General features: G+C 58.9%; 19 protein-coding genes. 5 read left to right on the plus strand and 14 right to left on the minus strand.

Annotated elements, in window-relative coordinates:
• Positions 1-360 precede the first annotated feature (360 nt).
• From QMG25_RS04605 to QMG25_RS04635, 7 genes are all read right to left on the minus strand, one after another.
• The gene (locus QMG25_RS04605; protein WP_283457695.1) at positions 361-1,176 is read right to left on the minus strand and encodes a YqjF family protein; all 816 of its coding nucleotides are present in this window, start codon (positions 1,174-1,176) and stop codon (positions 361-363) included.
• Positions 1,177-1,191: 15 nt separating this feature from the next.
• Entirely contained in the window at positions 1,192-2,877 is a 1,686-nt protein-coding gene (locus QMG25_RS04610) for an acyl-CoA dehydrogenase family protein (RefSeq protein WP_283457698.1), read from the minus strand.
• An 86-nt stretch (positions 2,878-2,963) separates the two neighbouring features.
• A complete protein-coding gene (locus tag QMG25_RS04615; protein ID WP_283457700.1) occupies positions 2,964-3,404 on the minus strand; it encodes a DUF1810 domain-containing protein in 441 nt (146 codons plus the stop codon).
• Positions 3,405-3,434: 30 nt separating this feature from the next.
• Entirely contained in the window at positions 3,435-4,118 is a 684-nt protein-coding gene (locus tag QMG25_RS04620; protein WP_283457703.1) for an alpha/beta fold hydrolase, read from the minus strand.
• An 84-nt stretch (positions 4,119-4,202) separates the two neighbouring features.
• Positions 4,203-5,723: a hypothetical protein gene (locus QMG25_RS04625; RefSeq protein ID WP_283457704.1), complete on the minus strand. Its 1,521-nt coding sequence runs from the start codon at positions 5,721-5,723 to the stop codon at positions 4,203-4,205.
• A gap of 149 nt (positions 5,724-5,872) precedes the next feature.
• On the minus strand, positions 5,873-7,411 hold the full coding sequence (gene scpC, locus QMG25_RS04630) for a succinyl-CoA:acetate CoA-transferase ScpC (RefSeq protein ID WP_283457706.1): 1,539 nt from the start codon (positions 7,409-7,411) through the stop codon (positions 5,873-5,875).
• 18 nt (positions 7,412-7,429) lie between these two features.
• Positions 7,430-7,636: a hypothetical protein gene (locus tag QMG25_RS04635; RefSeq protein WP_283457708.1), complete on the minus strand. Its 207-nt coding sequence runs from the start codon at positions 7,634-7,636 to the stop codon at positions 7,430-7,432.
• Positions 7,637-7,675: 39 nt separating this feature from the next.
• Here QMG25_RS04635 and QMG25_RS04640 point away from each other — a divergent pair, with 39 nt between their 5' ends.
• From QMG25_RS04640 to QMG25_RS04650, 3 genes are read left to right on the plus strand one after another with little or no spacing between them, the layout of a single operon-like run.
• Positions 7,676-8,140 (plus strand): hypothetical protein, encoded by a 465-nt coding sequence (locus tag QMG25_RS04640; RefSeq protein WP_283457711.1) that lies wholly within the window; start codon positions 7,676-7,678, stop codon positions 8,138-8,140.
• Positions 8,133-8,498, plus strand: a complete 366-nt coding sequence (locus QMG25_RS04645) for a hypothetical protein (protein WP_283457713.1) — start codon at positions 8,133-8,135, stop codon at positions 8,496-8,498. Before QMG25_RS04640 ends, QMG25_RS04645 begins: the two co-directional genes overlap by 8 nt.
• Positions 8,499-8,526: 28 nt before the next feature.
• Positions 8,527-8,922 carry a hypothetical protein gene (locus tag QMG25_RS04650; protein WP_283457715.1) on the plus strand — a complete coding sequence of 132 codons (396 nt, stop codon included), beginning with the start codon at positions 8,527-8,529 and terminating at the stop codon, positions 8,920-8,922.
• Positions 8,923-9,022: 100 nt separating this feature from the next.
• Here the strand turns inward: QMG25_RS04650 and QMG25_RS04655 are convergent, their stop codons facing one another.
• Together QMG25_RS04655 and QMG25_RS04660 are read right to left on the minus strand one after the other, a co-directional pair.
• Positions 9,023-9,919 carry a DNA-methyltransferase gene (locus QMG25_RS04655; protein ID WP_283457717.1) on the minus strand — a complete coding sequence of 299 codons (897 nt, stop codon included), beginning with the start codon at positions 9,917-9,919 and terminating at the stop codon, positions 9,023-9,025.
• A gap of 113 nt (positions 9,920-10,032) precedes the next feature.
• Positions 10,033-10,533 (minus strand): hypothetical protein, encoded by a 501-nt coding sequence (locus QMG25_RS04660; protein WP_283457719.1) that lies wholly within the window; start codon positions 10,531-10,533, stop codon positions 10,033-10,035.
• 123 nt (positions 10,534-10,656) lie between these two features.
• Between QMG25_RS04660 and QMG25_RS04665 the strand changes: the two genes are divergently transcribed.
• Positions 10,657-11,760, plus strand: coding sequence for a C2 family cysteine protease (locus QMG25_RS04665; protein WP_283457930.1), 1,104 nt, complete (start codon positions 10,657-10,659; stop codon positions 11,758-11,760).
• Positions 11,761-11,769: 9 nt separating this feature from the next.
• Positions 11,770-12,048: a hypothetical protein gene (locus QMG25_RS04670; RefSeq protein ID WP_283457721.1), complete on the plus strand. Its 279-nt coding sequence runs from the start codon at positions 11,770-11,772 to the stop codon at positions 12,046-12,048.
• Here the strand turns inward: QMG25_RS04670 and QMG25_RS04675 are convergent.
• From QMG25_RS04675 to QMG25_RS04695, 5 genes are all read right to left on the minus strand, one after another.
• A complete protein-coding gene (locus tag QMG25_RS04675; protein WP_283457723.1) occupies positions 12,045-12,845 on the minus strand; it encodes a pullulanase X25 domain-containing protein in 801 nt (266 codons plus the stop codon). The two genes, QMG25_RS04670 and QMG25_RS04675, sit on opposite strands and share 4 nt — an antisense overlap.
• Before the next feature lie 151 nt (positions 12,846-12,996).
• A complete protein-coding gene (locus tag QMG25_RS04680) occupies positions 12,997-13,197 on the minus strand; it encodes a hypothetical protein (protein ID WP_283457726.1) in 201 nt (66 codons plus the stop codon).
• Positions 13,198-13,543: 346 nt separating this feature from the next.
• Positions 13,544-14,353, minus strand: coding sequence for a hypothetical protein (locus QMG25_RS04685; protein WP_283457728.1), 810 nt, complete (start codon positions 14,351-14,353; stop codon positions 13,544-13,546).
• A gap of 88 nt (positions 14,354-14,441) precedes the next feature.
• The gene (locus QMG25_RS04690) at positions 14,442-17,561 is read right to left on the minus strand and encodes a DEAD/DEAH box helicase (protein ID WP_502866352.1); all 3,120 of its coding nucleotides are present in this window, start codon (positions 17,559-17,561) and stop codon (positions 14,442-14,444) included.
• A 238-nt stretch (positions 17,562-17,799) separates the two neighbouring features.
• On the minus strand, positions 17,800-20,361 hold the full coding sequence (locus tag QMG25_RS04695; protein ID WP_283457733.1) for a hypothetical protein: 2,562 nt from the start codon (positions 20,359-20,361) through the stop codon (positions 17,800-17,802).
• Positions 20,362-20,823: the final 462 nt, after the last annotated feature.

Genomic DNA, 20,823 nt, shown 5'->3' on the forward strand with positions numbered 1-20,823 from the left:
ACTCTCCACCGTTCATTCTGCAGCTCCTGCGGGTGCTTTGGATTCTCATCCGTTCATTCTGCAGCTCCTGCGGGTATCTTGGATCCTCATCCGTTCATTCTGCAGCTCCTGCGGGTATTGAGCCCTGACACCCGCAGGAGCTGCAGAATCAACCAGAGGAACGGCGGCACACCCGCAGGAGCTGCAGAACCAAATCGGGGTACGGCGGCACACCCGCAGGAGCTGCAGAATCAACCAGAGGAACGGCGGCACACCCGCAGGAGCTGCAGTATCAACCATGGGCCCGACGGCGTTGCTCACCGAAGCCGTGCCGCAACGTACCGATGAGTCAATACCGTTGAGTCAATACCGATGGCCCAATCAAGCGAAGGCGGGTGCCGGCGGCTGCTTCCGGCGCCCCTCTTCGACTCTCGCGCGGTGCCGGCGAGCGCGAACAAGTCGCCGTGGCGATGCGAAGACGGTGGTCACCTCACTGGCGTACAGCACCGAATCCGGGGCGCGTCCGGCCAACGCTTCGAAGCCGGCCGCGGCCAACAGCCCGTCCTCGAGATACAGGAGCTCTGCGTGCTGCAGCGGCCACTGTTGGTGGTGGTTGCGCGCGTAAATGGTGTGGCCGAGGCGGGTTTCATGGAAACCCCAGCGGGCCGTCAGAAAAGTAGATATCGGATCGGTCGCGAGCGCAGCATTTGCCGCTGGGTCATGGCCCGGACGCACGATGATGTGGGAGGTTGCCTCCGGTTCACCGTGCCGCCTGGTGCGGTAGGCCACTTTCCCATCACGCTGGTCCAGTTTCATGGAAGCCCACCGATAGTTCAGTCCAAAAGCTGCCCGAGCGATGAGCACCGGCACAAGGTGTGACGCCTCAAGGCTGAGAAACACAACGCCTCGCCGTCCCTGTTCATCGATCGAGTACAGCCGCACGTTGACTTCAGGGAAGTCGCCGAGCCACGGAATGCTTGGGCCACCGAAGAACGAGCTCTTGGACATCTGAAACGCGATGAGCCCAACCCAAGTACTTCCATCAATCACGTCGGGGCGGCATCCCGCAGGCATGAGCGTTTCGACCATTCCAGGATCGACACGCCAGTGCAGAAACGTCACATCGCTCCAGCGTTGCCGCAGAATTGCACGGCTCCCCAGTGGGGGTGCTTGCGGGGAAAGCAGGGGAACATTCATTGACAGACCCTTTCCTTACGCCCGGGCCAGGATTCCGGCCAGGTCGGCGGACGCAGGCAACGTGCCGTAGTTGAAGGTGCGCCCCTCCCCCATCCGGGAGACAACAAACGCATCGGAGACCGCCGCCGGTGCAAACCGCAGCAATAGCGAAGCCTGCAACGCAAGGGCCAGCTTTTCCACCACGGTGCGGGCCTGGCCGGCGAAGTCCTGCGGCGTTGAACGGATGGGCGCCACTTCTTCTTTCAGCCTCGCCGCGAAGTCGTCAAACACCGGATGCGCGCCCGACGCCAGCCGAAGCTCAGCAACGAACGCCTCCACGGACTCGGGCTCGGTGGCCATCGCCCGCAGCACATCGAGCGCGATCACATTGCCCGTCCCCTCCCAAATCGCCATGACCGGCTGCTCCCGGTACCGCATGGCCAGCGGAAAGTCTTCGATGTAGCCGTTGCCGCCCAGGCACTCCATGGCTTCATACGCGTGGTTGGGCCCACGCTTGCACACCCAGTATTTGGTGACGGCAGTCGCCAGCCGACGAAACGCTCGTTCGGAGGTTCCGGCGTCGTTGTCAAAGGCACGGGCCAGGCGCAGGCCGACGGCGGTCGCGGCCTCCGCTTCCAGCGCCAGGTCCGCGAGCACGTTGGTCATGGCCGGCTGGTCGATGAGCCGCGCGCCAAAGGCGTGCCGGTGGCGGGCGTGCCAGACGGCCTCGGCCACGGACTGGCGCATCCCGGCCGCCGTGCCCAGCACGCAGTCCAACCGGGTCTGGCCCACCATGCCCATGATGGCGCGCACGCCGCGGCCCGGGTCACCGATCCGCCAGCCTGCGGTATTGGCAAATTCCACCTCGGCGGAGGCGTTGGAGCGATTGCCCGCCTTGTCCTTGAGCCGCTGGAGCAGGAAGGTGTTGCGGGCCCCGTCGGGCAGAACGCGTGGTACCAGGAAACAACCCAGCCCGGCGTCGTCCTGTGCCAGCACCAAAAACGCGTCCGACATCGGCGCCGAGCAAAACCACTTGTGCCCCGTCAGCAGGTGGTGGTCGCCGTCGGACACCGCCCGGGTGCTGTTGGCGCGCACATCGGATCCGCCCTGCTTCTCCGTCATGGCCATGCCAACCAGGGCTCCGGGCTTGTCCGGCGTCAGTTCCGGCACATACCGGCGCGAATACAGCCGCGGAAGCCACTCCCCCGCCAAGTCTGGGGCCACCGCGATGGATTCGACCGCCGCATGGCTCATGGAAATCGGGCAGGCATGGCCCGGCTCAACCTGCGCGAACAGCATGAACTGGGCCGCGCGCAAAGCATTTGCCCCCTTGCCGGGATCCGCCCACGCCGAGGTGTGCGCACCGGCCGCAACAGCCTGGGCGATGATGCGGTGGTACGAGGGATGGTATTCCACCTCATCGATCCGCTGCCCATACTTGCTGTGCGTGTGCAGCAGTGGCGGGTTTTTGTGGGCCAGCCGGGCGTCTTCCTGGAATTGTGCAGAGCCAACGACGGCGCCCGTTGCCTCGAGCGACGGGGTTCCGAGCGCTTGGGTTCCGGCGGCGGTGGTGGTGGTCTCCTCGGCCTCGCCGATGGTGTGAAGGTACTCAACCAGCGGCGTGTTTTCGAGGAACTCGTTGACGTCTACGCGTGGCGGGGGCTGGTTCAGCACGTGGTGGGTCGGATAGCAGGAGACGGGTCCGGCAGCGTTGGCGGTCATGCCACTAGGCTATGCCGTGCGTCAAGACGATACGTCACGACAATGTGTCAAGACAATACGTCAGGACCGGACCTCAAGACCGGGCCTCAAGACTGCGAGCGCCACGACGTGAGGATCTTTTCGGTGGCAGGGTCGTTCAGTCCTGCAAAAAAGCGCTCAAGAACCTGCTGAAAGAGGTTTTCGTGGGGCGCTGCATGGCTAAACAGTGTCATCGATGAGCGGAGTTTCATGGCATCCATGGGGCCGAGGATGTTCACTGCCAAGCTGGCGTCGCCGTCGAGCAGGAGCCGTGAACACTCCCGCAGCCGCGGCCCAAGGACAGGATGGGCCAGGTAGGCTTTCGCCTCGCCCATCGACGTGATGGCATAAAGCCTGGCGGTCGTGCTCGAGCCAAGACCGGAGACCTGCGGAAACACGAACCACATCCAGTGGCTTCGCTTGCGCCCGGCACCCAACTCCGCCTTGACGGCGTCGTACGTCCCTGACTGCGCGGCAACGAAACGCTCAAGGCCTGCTGCCATGCCCATGGTCCGTTTCCGGGAATCCGAGGGGCGCCGTTACAACCCGGCGGCAGTGCAGGCCCCGTCCAGGAACTGCGCCACCTCCAACGGATGGGACAGGATGGGGGCATGGCTGGAATCCAGCTCGGTCACGGCCGCGCCCATGCGGGCCGCCATCTCGCGCTGCAGCAGCGGCGGAACCGCCTGATCAGCTGTGGCCACCAAATAATGCGACGGCAGATCGATCCAGGCCGGCGGCCTGACGGGCACCCGGTCAAGCCCGATCCGCACCATTCTCTGCGTGGCCGCGGCAACCGCAACGGCCTCGGCCGGAGCATCGGCGGCCAGCACCTGCGCAAAGTGGTCCCTGTCCATGTAGGTGTAGTCCCCGGCCACCACAACATGGTCCGGGATCAGACTGCCCGGGTGTCGGCGGGACAGCCCGCCGACGGATTCACCCTCGGCCGGGGCGAAGGCCGCCACGTAGGCAAGCGCCTTCACGGCAGGGTGGGCATGGGCGGCCTCGCCAATCACGGCTCCCCCATAGGACCAGCCCACCAGCAGAACCGGCCCCGGCACGGTGCCGAGGGTGCGGCGCACCGCTGCCACGTCGCCGTCGAACGTTTCAAGATCCAGCTGGGCCGCCACCGGCTGGTGCCCCATGGCTTGAAGCTCCATGATGACCCGCGCCCAACTCGTTCCGTCCGACCACAGCCCGTGCACCAAAACGATCGTTGCCATTCAAGCCACCCCGCTTTGTAGAAGTTCCCCCAAAGGTACCAAAGGCTGGCCTCGTGTCGAGGGGAATCTGGCCGCGGTGTTTGACTAATCGCAGAGGAACACGCCTGCTCGATAGCCATAGTCTCGTTCCAGCTGGTCGATGCCGTCGGGGTTGTGGCCTGTCAATGCTTCCTGGATGGCTTCCGGGGGCGCCGGGAATTCTGCGTTGAGGTGCTTCAACGCCCACGTGTTGCTGGTGAACGCCCACTCAAAAACCAGCAGGGCGCCAATCACTGCGGCCCACGTCAGCACGTGTGCCGCCGTCCACTCCATTTCTCCGTTCAACGGTCCAAGCACCATGGTGCGGGTAGTCACCATGGCGAAGCCGGCGGCAAAGAACCCGGTAAAAACGGCGGCCTCCGTCGCCCCAAACGACACCCCTGAACGGATGAACCAGCGGCTGCGCACCATGAACTGCCAGTACATGGCGGCGTTGACGATGGTCAGCACCGTGTACGCCCACAGTGCTGCGAGCGTCCACCAGGGGACGTCGTCGATCATCCCCGGAACAAGCAACGTACCCGCCAGCGCCAAAACGGCGATCAGGTTGGGTGGGATGCAGATCAGAAAGCGGGTCCGCCGGGCAGCGTGTGGCGTGGAGGGCCCGCTGGAGTGGGTTTCATCGGCCATCCACTGCGGAATCTTTGCCATGCCGGCCTGCCCGCTGCCAGAGACAGTGCCATCCGGGCCCAGTTCCTGCCCTGGCCCAGCCTCGGGGTCGCGTTGATGTTGGCCCGCAACAGGTTCGTCGGCTAGTTGGGCAAATTCCTGCCCCACGTAGCGGCGTTCAATCATAATGTTGTCCTGGACAAACGGCCGTTCAGGATCGAACCACACGTCAAATACATTGCCCGCCGCCGGCGCCCAGACCGGGTAGTCGAAGAAGCGGATCCTGGCGGTCTCCAGTTGCCCGCTCGTCCGGTACTCCAAGCCCACGTGAAACATGGCCCTGTCCTCGACCATAAGCTCTTCGTTTGTCACCGCAGCAACCGTGGCGATTGAGTGCTCGCCGCCCGCCACAATGTCCTGCAGATGGTGGTGGTCGTCCCTGGCCTGTTGCCACACGATCTGCGCCAGCCTGAGGTACTTGAGGGTGGGCAGCAGCAGCAAAACGGCGATCCCGACCAGCAGCAGGGAGCCCAGCCAGTCCTCGGCAACTGCGCGAATGGCCGCTGCGGCAACACTGCCGGCCAGCAGCCCGGACAGCACCGAGACGTGGGACAGGCGCCTGCCACGTTGTGGAAGAACCGTGTGGGCGCGGTGTTTCGAGACGCTCTTGAGATTCCCATACCCCAACACGTGTTTGAATGCGTGGCCAATCTCGTGGCCCAGTGCAAGAGCGCCCACGAAGCCAATCACGAACAGCAGTGCCGGCACAAAGTGCGCGACATCCTCAAACACCTTGCCGATTTCCAGCGGTGAGTAGAATCCGAGCATCGCCACGGCCAAGGCCCACAACAACGCCACCCCGAAGCAGGCTCGGATGGTCTTTTGGACGTAGCCGGACCACACCACCGGCGACGTGGGCAGTGGCACCGTCCGCGCCTCCAACACCGCCCGAGACATGGGATACGCCACTTGCTGCCCCCTCCACATAGCTGAGCTTTCATTGTGCCCATGGGCGGCGGCGATGTCGAGCTACGCCACGGCTGGCCCCGCAACTCTCCGCGATAACGTCCCAGCCCCTGTCACCGCACCACCGCACCACCGCGAGGCTACAGGCGCATGTCCCCGGTTTCGATGTAGCGCTGGTGCCAGGAAAGCGCCTCGCCCATCAGGTGCGGGGTGTGCTTGCCATAGGAATCGCGCGATGCCCTGGCAAAGTAGTCTTCGAGCATCGGCTTGTAGTCGGGGTGCGCACACTTTTCGGTGATGTCGCGGGCGCGCTGCTTCGGCGCGAGCCCGCGCAGGTCGGCCAGGCCCTGCTCAGTGATGATGAGCATGGTGTCATGCTCGGTGTGGTCCACGTGGCTGGCCATCGGAACAATGCCGGAGATCGCCCCGCCCTTTGCTGTGGACGGGGACATGAAGGCGCCGAGGAAACCGTTGCGGGCAAAGTCGCCGGAGCCGCCAATGCCGTTCATGACGTTCATGACGTTCATGACGTTCATGACGTGCGATCCCACCACATGGGTGGAGTTCACGTTGCCATAGATGTCCGCTTCGATCATGCCGTTCAGGGCGATGCAGCCCAAGCGGCGGATCAGTTCGGGGTGGTTTGAGATTTCCTGGGTGCGCAGCATAATGCGCTCACGGTAGAAGTCCACATGCCGATTGAATTCCTCAATGCCGGCCTCGGACAGCGAGAACGAGGTGGCGGAGGCAAAGGCCAGCGTGCCGTCCTTGATGAGTTCAAGCATGCCGTCCTGAATCACTTCGGTGTACGCCTTCAGTCCGCGATAGCCTCCGCGGGTCAGCCCGGCCAGCACGGCGTTGGCAATGTTGCCCACCCCGGACTGCAACGGCAGCAGCGTGTTGGTCAGGCGTCCCGTCTTGATTTCCCCGTCCAGGAAGTCCAGCAGGTGGTCGGCGATCTGGTTGGAGGCCTCGTCCGGAGCGGCAAACGCGGAAAGGCGGTCCGGTGCGTCGGTTTCCACGACGGCGATGACCTTGTCCACGTCCACGTCCAGGTACGGCTGGCCAATGCGGTCTTCGGGTTGGGTCAGCATGATGGGCTTGCGAAACGGCGGCAGCGCGGTGCCGTAGTAGATGTCGTGCATCCCCTCCATGGCGGTCGACTGCTGCGTGTTGACTTCCAGAATTACGGCGTCGGCCATGTCCAGCCAGGTCTTGTTGTTGCCCACTGAGGAGGAAGGAATCAGGCTGCCGTCCTCGCGAATGCCCACAACCTCGACAATGGCGATGTTGATGCCTCCGTAGAAGCCGAACCAGGTGTGCTGCGCCACGTGGCTGAGGTGGATGTCCATGTAGTCCAGGTCGCCGTCGTTGATCCGCTTGCGCAGCGCCGGGTCGGACATGTACGGCAGGCGCAGTTCCATGCCGCCCACTTTTGCCAGGACGCCGTCCAGCTCAGGCGCGGTGGAGGCGCCGGTGAGGACCTTGATCTTGAACGATCCGCCGTCGGCGTGCACTTCTTCCATCCGGGAAGCGAGCGCCTGCGGGACGGCTTTGGGGTACCCGGCGCCGGTGAATCCGCTCATGGCTACTGTCATGCCCGGCTTGATCAGCGCCGCCGCCGCCTCGGCCGACATTCGCTTATCCAACAGTCCGGCGTGGCGGATACGATCGTGCACAGTGGTCCTCTTTCACTTTTATTCCGGCAGCATCCGTCCAATGTCGCCCAGACCACTATAGACGGTGACGAACCATACACCCAGTTGGGCATCCAGTCCATAATTTTCTGCCATATTAAGCACGACGGCGTCACATGCCATGGGCGCGCCGGGAACCTTGCGCCGCTGGGCGGCCGGGCGGCTGCGCCATTGGGCGGCCGGGCGGCTGCCGAGACAAAAGACCATTCGGTGGACTATTCGGTGCCGTCATGTGCAGACTTGACCATGCCTCCGGACAAGCCAGACAAAACAGACAAGACAGAGCACACCGAGGAAACCCTGCCTCGCAAGAAATCCGCTGAGTGGGAAAAGGACGCGGAAGGGTGGGCAAAGCCTCCAGCCCCTTCCGACGGTTCGCCGAGCTCGAAGGCTCGCAAACGCCGCTTCATCACCGGATGGAGTGTGGGAATTGCGGTGGTGGGCTGGGTGCTTGCCATCATTCCCATCACTCTGCTGAATGCCTACATCCAGCTGGTGGGCCAGTGCACCAAGGATTCCAACAACCTATGCACTTCGGCCTCCGAGCGCGACAACATCCCTGTGGCAATTTTTTTCATCGTGCTGCTGGTGGTGGGTCCGCCCCTGCTGGGCTTGGCCGTCGCTGCCGGGAAACGGCCGGCACCGGAGCGCAAAGCAGCGGCAACAAACGAAGGCTCCCAGCCAAAGCTGGTAGACATGGAGGATGACTGACATTTCCAGCCACCCTGCCCCCCATGGTGAAGATTTGAAGCCGCAGCGTTCACAGCAGACTGGCACGCTGGTCTCGCTCATTGGCTGGACGGTGGTGCTCCTGCCCATCATCTTGATGTCGATAACAATTTTTGCGGCCGTTGTGAATCCTTCGGCCGGCATGGCCGCCCCTGGCCGGCTCGCGCTGATGTTCCTGGGCGCCATCTTGTTGTTCTGCATGATCGCCAGCCCGCACCTGCTGGGCCAGGCCGTCATTCACCGAGAGCGTGCCATGTGGCGCGCTGCCGTGGCCACGAGCATTCCCACCGTCGCGGTGATTGTGTACTTCATGTTCCGCTGGCTGTCCAACTTGGGTTGATCCCAGCAAGGCATGCCAAAATGTAGCCATGCCACGTCCCCATCGCGAGATCCCGTCCCAACGCCTGCCCGTCTCACGCACCCAGGCACCGGAGACCACCGCCAAAAAGCCCCGTTCCCTGTGGTGGGGCATGCTGATCACCGTGGTTGGCTGGCTCCTGCTGGCCTACCCGATTGTGCTGCTGGGCCTGGTGTCCACCGTGTTGGCGACCGGTCCGCTGGACGGAAAAGTGACGGCCGCCGGAGTTGCTTTGGGCATCCTCGGGTACCTCGGCACGCTGGCCATGCTGGCGTTCCCGCCGGTGTTGGGGTTCGCCGTCATGGCACGACGCCGGACACCCTGGATCATTGCCATCGTCACCGGAGTGCTGACGCTGGCCGCATTCCTTTACCTGACGGTCGAATGGCTGGTCCCGCTGGCCTGACGCTGCGCAACCACGCCCACTGCTAAATCCACCGCCGCTGGCACTGCCACTTCCAATCCCATTGCCGGACCACAGCGCAAGCCGCGGCCTGCGAGCGGAACTACTGGCCGGCGTCGTGCTTGATGAAGGTGACCATGCCGGGTTCCAGGCGGGTGCGCATGACCTCGATGGCCTCGGGGTTTTGGTCCACCAGCACGAAGCGGCGCCCCAGCTCCAGCGCGGCCGCTCCGGTGGTGCCGCTGCCGCCGAAGAAGTCCAGCACCCAGTCGCCCCTCTCGGTGCTGGCAGAGATGATGCGGCGCAGGATGCCCAGCGGTTTTTGGGTGGGGTAGCCGGTCTTTTCGCGCCCGTTGGGTGAGACGATGGTGTGCCACCAGGTGTCGGTGGGCAGTTTGCCGAGCGCCACTTTTTCGGGCGTGACGAGGCCGGGCGCCATGTAGGGCTCGCGGTCCACTTCGCTGCTGTTGAAGTAGTACGTTTTGGGGTTTTTGACGTAGACGAGGATGTTGTCGTGCTTGGCGGGCCACTTCTTTTTGGAGCGGGCGCCGTAGTCGTAGGCCCAGATGATCTCGTTGAGGAAGCATTCGCGGCCGAAGAGCGCGTCCAGCAGGACCTTGGCGTAGTGGACTTCGCGGTAGTCGAGGTGGAGGTAGAGGGTGCCGTCGTCGGCGAGCAGGCGCCAGGCCTCCTCCAGCCGGGGTTCCAGGAATTCCCAGTAGTCGCCGAAGGAGTCGTTGTAGCTGAGCGTCAGGCCCTTGATGGTCTCGTAGTTTTGGCCTTTGAAGCCCACGCGCGAGCCGGTTTCACTGCGCACGTTCGTCATGTTCTGGCGGGCTTGGACCTTGCCGGTGTTGAACGGCGGGTCGATGTAGATCAGCCGGAATTTTTCATCCGGCAACGTGCCCAGGTAGGCGAGATTGTCGCCTTGGACCACCAAGTTCTCCTTTTGGCCCTGCCAGATGGGCAGTTGCCCGAAGTCCTGCGCGTCTTGTGTCATGCTCCAAGGCTAGCCCGGTGGTTGGGTTCGCAGAAACCGGGTCGACAGCCACCGTCCACGGTCATAATGCGGGACGCCTTCACCCTGTACGGGCAGTGGTGGTTCAGCGGGGATTATTCCGTGGAGACCGAGCAATCGGTGTCCGAGACCTCTGCTGTGACGGAAATGTCTGTGCTGTCCTTGCTGAAAATTCGCAGCTCTCCCCCGCTGCCATCCGTGGAGCTGATTCCCTGCCACCCGCCCTTGATGGAATCCGTGTCCTTGATCTCGGCAAAGCCGCTGTCCTGCAACACCGGGTTGACGGCCTCCATGACTGCCTCCCAGCCGCCGGCAAGGTCCGGCAGCGAATCCTGGGAGCGCAGGGTCCCTATGGACAGGAAGCACTTGCCGTCGCTGTGCCGGCTGAGCCGGGTTTGCTGATTGTCCACCGGCAGCCACGGCTCGCCCGGGAATTTCGCCGCCAGAGTGTCGCCGATGTCGGTGGAGAGCTGCTGATACTGCGGACCAGCCTCGGCCGCGGTAAGCGTAGTGGACGAGCTGCAGGAGGCGGTAGCCAGCGCTGTGCAAACCAGCACCACGGAGAGGCGTGCCGGTGTGCGGAATACTTTCAACATGGCTCAACTCTAGCGATCAAGTCGCGAGGGCGGATGGTTAGGTCTCCCCATTGGCCCAAAACCATCCGCCCCGTAAGCTGAAAAAAGCAGCCGTCCACGCATACAGGAGCCTCCGTGAACAACATGATCGGTGCCGATCCCGAACAATTGCGGGAGTTCGCGCGTGCCGCCTTGAAGGGCAGCGAGCAACTGGCACGGGCCGAGTCCATGATCTCCACCAGCCTGTCCCAATCACGGTGGCAGGGACCCGACTCACAGCGCTTCAAAGCCAAATGGGGCTCCGACCACCGCACCAGGCTGAAGACCGTGGGGGCCGAATTGCGGGACATTGCCTCAGCCCTCAAGCGCAATGCCGAGGAGCAGGAGAAGGCCAGTGCCGTTGACTCCGGCGGCGCGGGCGGCCCCGGCGCACCCGGCGGCGACAGAAGCGACCGCGACCAGCCGGGCGACCCGGACCCCTTCGACGGCATGGGCGAATACCACGACCTCCCGGAGGACATCCCCCTGGACGACGAAGCGCTGGACCCAACCAACATGGAACAGGGCAGGCTCGGCGACTGCTGGTTCCTGGCGGCAGCCGGCGCAGTGTCCAAGAACGATCCGGACTGGATCAGGGACCACATGGAAAAGAACGACGACGGCACCTGGACGGTAAAAATGTACAAGGACGGGGAGCCCGTCTACATCACGGTGGAGGGCACAGTCCCGGAAGGCTCAGTTCATGACGCCAGCGGCAATGACAACTGGCTTTCCATCTACGAAAAAGCCGCAGCGGAGTACTTTGGCGGCGACTACGAAGATCTCGACGGCGGGTTCAGCCACGACGGCCTGGCCGCAATTACCGGCCAAGATGTGCAAAAAACTGGAGAAACCAACTTTGACGACCTCGCCGAGAAGCTGGAGAACGGTCCGGTTGCCGTGGGCACTGAAGACGAGCCGGACGGCAGCCGCAACTGGTTCTTTGAGTCGGACAAGATCGACGACGACCGCATCGTCCCCAATCACGCGTACATCGTCGATACCGTTGAATCCCGCGAGAACCCGGACACCGGCGAGTCTGAGACAATGATCCACCTGATCAACCCGTGGGGCCCCAACGGGGGAAACTTGGAGGGCGACACCACCACAGATGGCCAGAACCAGCGCTGGGGCGATATCTGGCTCACTGAAGAGCAGTACAAGGAGAACTTCGATTCCGTGTACTCCTCCGCGTCAACGAAGGATTAGGGGACTTAGATGGAAACCGAAAAAGTAACTCTCAGCGCGGGACAGGGGTCTCAACCCACTGTGGGGACGCTGCGCATCGGCATTATTGATGTTGCCAGGTACGACGGCGTGTCCAAGGCCCGCCTTCTGCTCCGTCCGGCGTCGGGAGACCGGGCAGTGACGGTCACGGAGGGCACCTCCGTGACCGTGCCCGGACACGGTGAACTAACCCTGGAGCATGTATCGACCGACGGGAAAGGTTCCGTCACCCTCAGTCTGCAAAGCTCTCCCGCCGCTCCGGCGGATTAGGCGCGCAGCACGTCCTTGGTGGCGTGGTCGTAGTGGAACGTCACGGGTCCGCCGTCGTGGGAGAACTCGTGGTTGGCGCCGCCGTTCACGCCGAACGCACCGTAGTTTTCATCCCACGACCCGTTCACCACGGCCTTGTAGCTGTACTGGCCTGCAGGCAGTTCGGTGGTGAGCTTCCAAACGCCACGCCGGCGGTCCAGCTTCATCTGGACGGCGTCGTGGCTCGGATCCCAGTTCGCCGCTCCGACTGCAACGCCAAAATCGCCAACCAATGCCACTGACGCGGGCTGGTTTTCAAGCACGACGTCGGACGCATCCGTTGCGGATTCCTCGGCGGCTGGGGCGGTGGAACCGTTGGCGGACGGAGCGGATGTCTTTGCCGCGGACTGCTTGGCCGGGGTTTCCTTGGCCGGCTTGGCGGCGGGCTTTTCCGCAGGCTTTTTGGGCAGTGCCGTATTCGCCGGGGCTTCGGTACCTGTTGTCAGAGCTTCAATGAGCTTGTCCACAGTGTTGAAAGCGACGGTGGCCTTCAGTCCGTTTTCGGTGATTTCCCAGCCGCTGCGGCCTTTGGTCATCCAGTTGGCCTTGGCCAGGATTGCCGTTGCCTTGGTGAGGTTCTTGTGGCCGCGGGGAATGCCGCCGCTGAGGAGTTCGGACTCTTCCGGGGTGAACGGAACGCGGGCAACGGCTTCTGCCAGCACCTCTCCCCCGTTGGGCTTCGCATCCAGCCACGATCCGGCGGCCATGATGTCCAGAACTTCTTTGAGTCGACGATTGGTGTTGTCGCGAATGCTCACAGCAGATCTCCTTGTAACAGCGGGGTGTCTATCTACTGTGACACGGTATGCAGGTACCGGCGAGTACGTGACGCTGATGGTCATCATTCCTGTCGACATCACCGCAGCTATGTGCATCACATAGTCGCAAATCAAGGAGCTCGTCGCGACACTACTGCACTACGTTCATTGTGCAGATCTCCTCCGACGCCTCGGTGCTGACCGCGATTTTTGTGGAGCTCTTCGCTGTGATCCGCAGCTCGCCACCGAGGTTATTGATGGAGGTGATGCCGGCCCACGCACCCTGAATGGAGTCTTCGTAGGTGCTGTGGGCGAATCCTGCATCATCCAGAGCCGGCTCAATGATCTCCATGACCGACTTCCATCCGCAGGCCAGTCCGCGCAAGTCCTTACATAAATTGAAATGTGCCGATGCAGAGGTTGCACACTCCCTCCTTGTTCGTCCGTATGCTGGCCCCATTTCCTTCGACAGGAGCCAGTTCCAGGCCATGGCATTCAGCACTCACAACTTAGCTGATGTCCGTGGTCAACTGCTGATACGCCGCACAAGCTTCGGCAGGTCATAGGAGGGTAGGAACACGGTAGCCCTCCGCCGGTCAAGCGGTCAGGTCAAGCACAACACCGAGCACTATTGTTACCACCCCATTTTGGGGTAATCACATGAGTGGTTACGAATATTTCACTCCAAGTCTTTGACGTCACTCAACATCTATAGAGATAGAGGAACTTTCAAAGGACTGTTCAAGCGCATTTTGAATGGATTCAAGATTATGAATCCTACTTATGAGATCACCAAGATCTCGGCCACTCGTATACAGCGAACGGTCTGGATGCATAACATCGTTCCTGAGCGCCACCAACCCTCTTTTTAATCCAGTCCAAGAGCCAAAGGAACGGAGCGATTCTTTAAATCCTTCCTGCTTACCAGCAATCTGAAGTAAATCGGCCAAGTTGCAAGCCGCAAAACAATCAATAAACTCATCGTCGATCTTTTGTCTTGCAATAAATTCAGAAAGTATTTCTTGTCGTGTTTGGGACAAAAGTAAAAGAGCATCCGCACTGTCCACGAAGCAACTTCTGAGATATTTGCAGAAGTTCATTTCCACACTCGCAACCCTTAAGTAAATAAATGATTTTCCGATTGGCGATCCGAGATCAACTGCTGTGACAAAGCCCGTCAATCGGCTCCCCTCAAGGATGAACTGAAATGGATCCTCAAGTAACCTATTTGCGGTTTCGATGAATCCCGTATCTGCTGAAATGATAGATCTCATGCCAATAGCTTGCATGGCTTCACCTGCTTCCACCCCAGATTTACAGTCTGAAAGTACAAGCACTCCCACTGGTACTCCACCTTCAATTACGGGACAGCTGTCGAACTGCCGACTCCTCAACGTAAGCGAGACTTCAAGACTGTCCGCCTGAGGAGCGCAGGAAAATACTTCCGAAATGGGCCGAGCAATATGGCTTACCTTAATAAATTCTCGGTTTCCTAAAATTAATTCCACACCTAGGTCCGATCGTTCATTTCAGATGGATGTTCTCGGTAAAAATAGCTTAAGGTAAATTCATCATTAAGTAAATCGAAATCTATAGCTACTGCGCCACGGCTGCGGCATCCGCAAACACATCGGCAGGCATGGCCCTCTGCAGCTTCCAGGTGATGGCGATTGGCTTCTCACCCTTGTGTTGGACGTAGTCCACCTGACCAAGGCACGTGTAAGGCATGGTCAACCCAGTTTCGTCTTCCGCTGCATCCCGGGTGAAGAGCACAATCTGCGATCCGTGAGACGCCCGGTCCAAATAGCGCAGCCCCGTCGGACTCGATGGTGACGTCGCGTTTTGCGACTCCCAGTGAAACAGTTCGGGGCTGACCGCATAGTCCTTGTACATGGTCGTCGCCGAATGATTGGATTCGTTCTTGTTCAGAGTCACGAAGAAGGCATCTGTCTTCGTTTCCGAACACCATGCAACACCTTCGCGGTGGCTGACGTTCTTACCCTTGGCCAGCGATCCGAACTCCAATGCGGCAAGTATTTCTTCGCGCCTGTACGTGGCGTGCGAGAGCAAGGGGATGCCAGCCAGCTCCATGCCCAGGCTCTTGCCTGCTCGCTTGGAGGCTTGTGCCGCCACAGAGACAAGCTGCTGAATCTCATGACATACGAAGGGGTAATTTCGCAGATGCCTGAACCCGGCGTCGTAGGAAGTGAAGCCGCCCGCATCGTCCCACAGGGTATAGAAGAGCATCTTGGCGAAAACCTGTTCGCGCGGTGTCAGCTCGGAGTAGGACGGGGCGCCGTTGGACACAAGCATCGAATACGTCTCGGCTCGTTCCTGGTCATCGACATGGATGAGGGCAGCCATCCGGGACAGCAGCTTGTCCTCGGCCGCGTACGACAAGCTCTCGAGCTTGCCGATTATCAAGGCTTCCGCCGGCGAGAGTCCTCCAATTAGGTTGGCCTTCCGCAGATATCCGGTCCAGGAATCTTTCGTCGAGCGGTAAATAGTCTTTATGTCGTGGCCGGACTTCACCAGGTATTCCGCAAGCAGCACCTCAGCATAGGACTTTATGTCCCTAACCAAGCTGGGCCGGTTCAAGTTCAGTTGTGCTTTCAAACCGGTCAGGACAACATCCTTGGCCACACGGTCAAGGATAATATGCGACCCGGACGGCAGGAACGGGAAATCATCCTCGACTGCCTTCGCCAACTGCTTCCGCCCGTACCCAGTCAGTGCCCGGTACCGAACATCGAAGCGGAACTCTCGGTGCTGCTGCCCGATGAAGTCCAAAACGGTAAGAACGGCCTTGTCCGGGGCCCGGCGCAACCCGCGCCCCAGTTGTTGGATGAAGATCGTGGAACTTTGCGTGGGTCGAAGCAGCAGAATCGTGTCCACCTGAGGCAGATCCAGCCCTTCGTTGAACAAGTCGACGGCGAATATGCAGTTGATTTCCCGAACACGCAACCTTCGCAGCGCAAGCGCGCGTTCGGCGTCGTCCGTTTGGCCCGACACTGCGACCGATGCGATCCCGGCACGGTTGAACACTTCAGCCATGTAAACGGCATGTTGGACGGAGACACAGAATCCGATGGCGCGCATGTCCGCGGTGCTGGTGACCTTCTCCCGCAGCTCCCTAATGACCTTTGCAGCGCGTGCATCATTGCCGGTGTAGAGCTGGCTCAGCTGCTGAAGGTCGTAGGAGCCGCGCTTCCACTCCAGATGGCTCAGGTCGACGTCGTCCGACACCCCGAAATAGTGGAACGGCACGAGCAAGTCCGCATCCAGCGCGTCCCACAGTCGCAGCTCGCTGGCCGTGCGCCCCTCGAAAAATTCGTCTGCAACGTGGATTCCGTCGCCCCGCTCAGGTGTTGCCGTGAGCCCCAGCAGTTCCATGGGTTCCAGATGGTCGATGAGCTTGCGGTACGTGGGCGCTGCCGAATGGTGGAACTCGTCGATGACGACGACGTCGAAGCGGTCTGCCTGCAATGCGTCGATGCCCTTGGCCGAAAGCGACTGGACGCTGGCGAAGACGTGCTTCCACAGTGTGGGCTTGCGCTCGCCGACGTAAAGCTCGCCGAAAGCGCCATCCTGCATGACGTTGCGGTAGGTCGTCATTGACTGTTGCAGGATTTCCTTGCGGTGGGCGACGAAAAGCAGTGACAAGTCCCGCCCTGCGGCCTCGCACAAACGCTTGTAGTCGAGTCCGGCGATGACAGTTTTGCCCGTACCCGTGGCGGCAACGAGCAAGTTTCGGTGGAAGCCCTTGGCGCGTTCGGCCTCGAGGTCCTCAAGCATCTCTTCCTGGTGGAGATACGGCTGGACTTCCAATCCAGTAATCGCGTCGGGCGCGGCCGTGAATTTGCCGCCATTGCGGGCTAGGGCGGCGTCCAGCTTGTCGGCGTCAAGCCCTGGATCGTATCTTTGGAACGCCCGCTGTTCCCAGTAGCTGTCGAACGTGACGCCAAACTTTTGAAGCAGGGCAGGGGTCCCTACGTTGGAGAGCCGCACATTCCATTCGAGTCCGTCCAACATGGCAGCCTGGCTCAAGTTGGAGCTGCCCACATATGCTGTGTCGAAGGCTGTGTTGCGACGGAACAGCCAGGCCTTTGCGTGGAGCCGTGTGGACTGCGTCTCGTAGCTGATCTTCACCTCGGCGCCATACTCGTTGACGAGGTGGTCGATGGCCCGTCGCTCGGTGGCGCCCATGTATGTGGTGGTGATGACTCGAAGTTTTCCGCCGCGTTCCTTCAAGCCAAGCAGTGCGGAATCCAGGAGACGGATTCCTGTCCAGCGAATGAAAGCACAGAGTAGGTCAACGGAATCTGCGGACTCAATCTCGGCTCGAATCTCTGCGGCGAGGTTCGGGTCATCTTTCCCGTTGGTCAGCAGCGCGCTGTCGCTGAGCAGCGTTGTTGGCCTGCGCAGCTGCCGGCGCTTCAGAGTATCAGGCCGATGCAGCGATTGAAGTTGCTGCGGACCCGTGGTGACTTGATTCCCAGGGTCTATGACTCTCAGAATCTGGTTGGCTTTGGCAACACGATCCTCGGCTTTGATGCCCTTGAGCACTTCGCGGACGGCATCGGCAACATGCCGGGCAAGGACATCCGGCGAGATTTCCTTATCGACCTGGACAAGCTCCTGCTGCAGCTCCGGTACCAGCCGTAGCCGATTTCCCAAGTCATCGGTATGCAGCAGCTCGTAGAGCCCTTCGACCAGCAATTCTGCCGGCTCTCCCCCATCAAATATGTTCACCAGGCCAGGGTATGCGATTGGTGCGACAACGACGAATGGTGAGGATTTTCCGACCGAGGACTGGAGCGCATATTTTGGCAATCAACCCAACGATCCGCCGCATCAAGTATCCTCTCAAAGAGACCCAAAATAATCATCTTCAAACTTGTTAAAGTAATCTTCAACCTACAGCACTAAATCGAGTTAGCAGCTAATATATGCACTATTTAACCTTCCCAATTTTATCATTCACAAAATGCTGCCACCGTGTTTTTTGTGCTCGAAACCTCAGCACATCTGCCAAATCTCGAAGGGATTCAGCGGTCTTTATACTGATATTTTTTATTTGATCAAAACTTCCGACAATTAATTCATTAAGTATGCGTTCCCGTTGTCCGAAAGTAGGCTGCGAACCCTTAATCACAAAAGAATAAGATATCTTGCATAGAATCTTGTTATAGTCGCTATAGTGACCCTCTTTTAAATACCGTCCAATCAATTCAAGTGCGGGAACAATTTGAGTAGAGTCTGACAACTCGAAGAGAACATTAAGCTGCAGAAGTAAATCTGCTTCCGACCAGCGACCTAATTCACTCGGCCCACATGCCATCAGATTACGCGCCGTTTTGAATTCTTTTGCTATATACATCGCACGTGCAGCGACGCGCCAAGCCCCTGGGACTGCACTCCCAAGATACAGCGTAATATCAATCAGTTGATCCTGCTCCAACAATTCTCGTGACAAATTTTCGGACACACGATTGAAAAAATAACTGAGATCCAAAGTATCCGAGTCGATCGTCGCAGTCTTCAATGGGCCGAGAAGGCGGAGATATTCGCTGTCAGCCAAAATTTCCGTGGTCAAGCCGTGATGCTTTACGCGACTCGCACCAAAATTAAAAGAAGCTGCGGGTACATTCAACCATCGGGGCTCTTCTTTACCTGTAGGGCGTAGAACTTCGACCATGCTGCTTACGACTAGTTCGTCAATGGCAGCCTCTACGTCGATATTATCTTGATTACCCGTCCTTCGTTGAACAGCATCAAGGGCGGCCAAGGGCACGACACTCCGCCAGCTGCACAGAAGTAAGAATGTTCGCTGAGCTCCAAGACTGAGCCTTTCGAACGATCGCTGAAAGAGTGCATCCAAAATATCGTCGCGTTTCGCCAATACGCGCTCTACTTTCTTGGGTATACGGTGTTCCCTAGCTATATCCCCAAGAACGATTTTGACCACATAGGGATGTCCGTATGTTTCACGGTGGAGAGAACGGATATAAGTTGGTGATTCAGCTAGAATTGTAACGATATTTAATCGACTGGCAGTATTTTTAACTAAAATATCAAATTCGTCAAATTCCATACCAACAATTTCGATAGGGTATTGGCCTTTGAAGTCTGTAAACCTAGTGGTGATTAGCAGTTTATTGGGAAGCCGAACGCTCGATTTTAATACTCTAAATAATGCCGCCGGTTCCAATATAGTTTCAAAATTATCGAATACGAACAGAGTCCGTTCACCGGCACTTCCTCGCAATGCGGACCTGAATGCATCTTCCGGTTTACTCACGTCATATCCCATAGCCTTAACCAGACTAGAATATGATTCCGCTGCATCTCCAAAACTCAATACTTTTGGCTTTACAGCGACTGCCCCTTCGGTATCTAATAAATCGACATCGCGGGCGCTAAACCAAAGAATTAAATCGAATTCTCCCTGTTCAGCTATAGTATGAAGCACCTGCAGAGCAGTGGAAGTTTTACCAATGCCACCAGGGCCACCCAATGTGATTATGGGATCAATCTCTGGGTCGAGAAGTTCATCAAATAGCTCTTTTTCTAATACCTCACGTTCGACATAGTCCTCTTTTTTGGGTGGTAAATTACCCCAAGTTGAACCCTGCAGGTCTAATTCCATAAGTCCTTCGGATTCACTCGGAGATAACAATTGAGGCTCAAGTGCATATTGGGATGCTAACGTCCGTTTACGCAACCCTGTGTGATACGACAGTGCTTCATACGATTGATCTCTGTCTAAATAATGTCCGTTCGCAAAAAAAATATCGTCACCACCGGGCAACACCTCAGCCAAGTGTACATTCAGCGCTTTATCTTCACAGATTAAGATAAGACCTTTACGTGGACATTCTTCTGGAATGTCAATTTTTGCTTCCGCGAGGAGCACATACCGCGGGTCTCCAACGATTGTTTCTGTGACAAGGCACCATGGTAGTCGTAAAAGCTCAAAATTATTGGAGAGCATTTTTAATGATTCTGATAGATATCCGGCCGCGTCCACGACCTGCCCAAGAACGGGCGCACCATGATCATACTTATTACGAATATTCGCAAATCGAGTAAAGAATGAAACAATGGCTGATTTTTCCGTACGCACTGAAGGCTCAGATATTCCAATTGCTCGTTCTGTACTTTCCAACAAATTCAAGCATTCTGCCTGCCACGCCTCTGATGCTCTGTTAAACCGCTGGGTTACTTGGCCAATAATAGAGCTAGATTCTCGACGAAATATACTCTTTGCTGGCCCTGTGACTAATTTCTGAAATTCGTAAGCCCAAGATCCCACACCTGGAGACCTGACTAGGTTATATTCTGCTTCGTAGCGAAAGAGGTGATCTTTGTCTGTGTCGAGCAAAGCTAGGGAATTTATAAGAGCGATTTTGGTCGTCAATTCACCATAGCGAAGTAGCGACTTAAATCGCGCAACATCTCCGTCGAAAGACTCATTTTCGACACGAATTTGCATCATCTGCAGTGGTGTCTTCATGGAACTAGCTTGCCACAGGTCAAAGACTTTGTCATTGAATTCTGCCCCATGATTTTGCCTCGCCCATTCATACGGGTCAGCCCAAGTCTAGGCTGCTTTATGCTCTTTGACCGTGGCGCAATTGATGGATTCTACAGGGCTGATGGAGACGATGCCGGGGTCGAAGTGGGCTACGATCGGGGCCGTCCACGCGGGCATGCTTCGGGATTAAGGATCCGTCTGACAACGGGGCGCTAAGTATTTTCCGTCAGTCGCCTTTCGTCGAAGACAGCGCTTGAGCAACTGGGGCATTCGGGTTTCGGGGCTTCTACCCCACGGGCATCAGGAAATCGATCCCGGCGGTGATTGAGTGTTCTACCGGTGCCATCGATGCCACGGGTGCTGGTGACCAGACAGACTATGGACACGTTGTACCCGTAAGCCTCGCCACCACGCCACCACGCCACCACGCCATTCTTGCCC

The sequence above is a fragment of the Arthrobacter sp. H35-D1 genome, from assembly GCF_030063185.1.
GTDB lineage: Bacteria > Actinomycetota > Actinomycetes > Actinomycetales > Micrococcaceae > Specibacter.

What these genes read in the sequence shown, in the direction of transcription:
- QMG25_RS04605 (WP_283457695.1), bottom strand. Translation starts at nt 1,176, where the DNA reads ATGAATGTTCCCCTGCTTTCCCCGCAAGCACCCCCACTGGGGAGCCGT.
- QMG25_RS04610 (WP_283457698.1), bottom strand. Translation starts at nt 2,877, where the DNA reads ATGACCGCCAACGCTGCCGGACCCGTCTCCTGCTATCCGACCCACCAC.
- QMG25_RS04615 (WP_283457700.1), bottom strand. Translation starts at nt 3,404, where the DNA reads ATGGGCATGGCAGCAGGCCTTGAGCGTTTCGTTGCCGCGCAGTCAGGG.
- QMG25_RS04620 (WP_283457703.1), bottom strand. Translation starts at nt 4,118, where the DNA reads ATGGCAACGATCGTTTTGGTGCACGGGCTGTGGTCGGACGGAACGAGT.
- QMG25_RS04625 (WP_283457704.1), bottom strand. Translation starts at nt 5,723, where the DNA reads ATGTCTCGGGCGGTGTTGGAGGCGCGGACGGTGCCACTGCCCACGTCG.
- QMG25_RS04635 (WP_283457708.1), bottom strand. Translation starts at nt 7,636, where the DNA reads ATGGTCTTTTGTCTCGGCAGCCGCCCGGCCGCCCAATGGCGCAGCCGC.
- QMG25_RS04640 (WP_283457711.1), top strand. Translation starts at nt 7,676, where the DNA reads ATGCCTCCGGACAAGCCAGACAAAACAGACAAGACAGAGCACACCGAG.
- QMG25_RS04645 (WP_283457713.1), top strand. Translation starts at nt 8,133, where the DNA reads ATGACTGACATTTCCAGCCACCCTGCCCCCCATGGTGAAGATTTGAAG.
- QMG25_RS04650 (WP_283457715.1), top strand. Translation starts at nt 8,527, where the DNA reads ATGCCACGTCCCCATCGCGAGATCCCGTCCCAACGCCTGCCCGTCTCA.
- QMG25_RS04655 (WP_283457717.1), bottom strand. Translation starts at nt 9,919, where the DNA reads ATGACACAAGACGCGCAGGACTTCGGGCAACTGCCCATCTGGCAGGGC.
- QMG25_RS04660 (WP_283457719.1), bottom strand. Translation starts at nt 10,533, where the DNA reads ATGTTGAAAGTATTCCGCACACCGGCACGCCTCTCCGTGGTGCTGGTT.
- QMG25_RS04665 (WP_283457930.1), top strand. Translation starts at nt 10,657, where the DNA reads ATGATCGGTGCCGATCCCGAACAATTGCGGGAGTTCGCGCGTGCCGCC.
- QMG25_RS04670 (WP_283457721.1), top strand. Translation starts at nt 11,770, where the DNA reads ATGGAAACCGAAAAAGTAACTCTCAGCGCGGGACAGGGGTCTCAACCC.
- QMG25_RS04680 (WP_283457726.1), bottom strand. Translation starts at nt 13,197, where the DNA reads ATGGAGATCATTGAGCCGGCTCTGGATGATGCAGGATTCGCCCACAGC.
- QMG25_RS04695 (WP_283457733.1), bottom strand. Translation starts at nt 20,361, where the DNA reads ATGAAGACACCACTGCAGATGATGCAAATTCGTGTCGAAAATGAGTCT.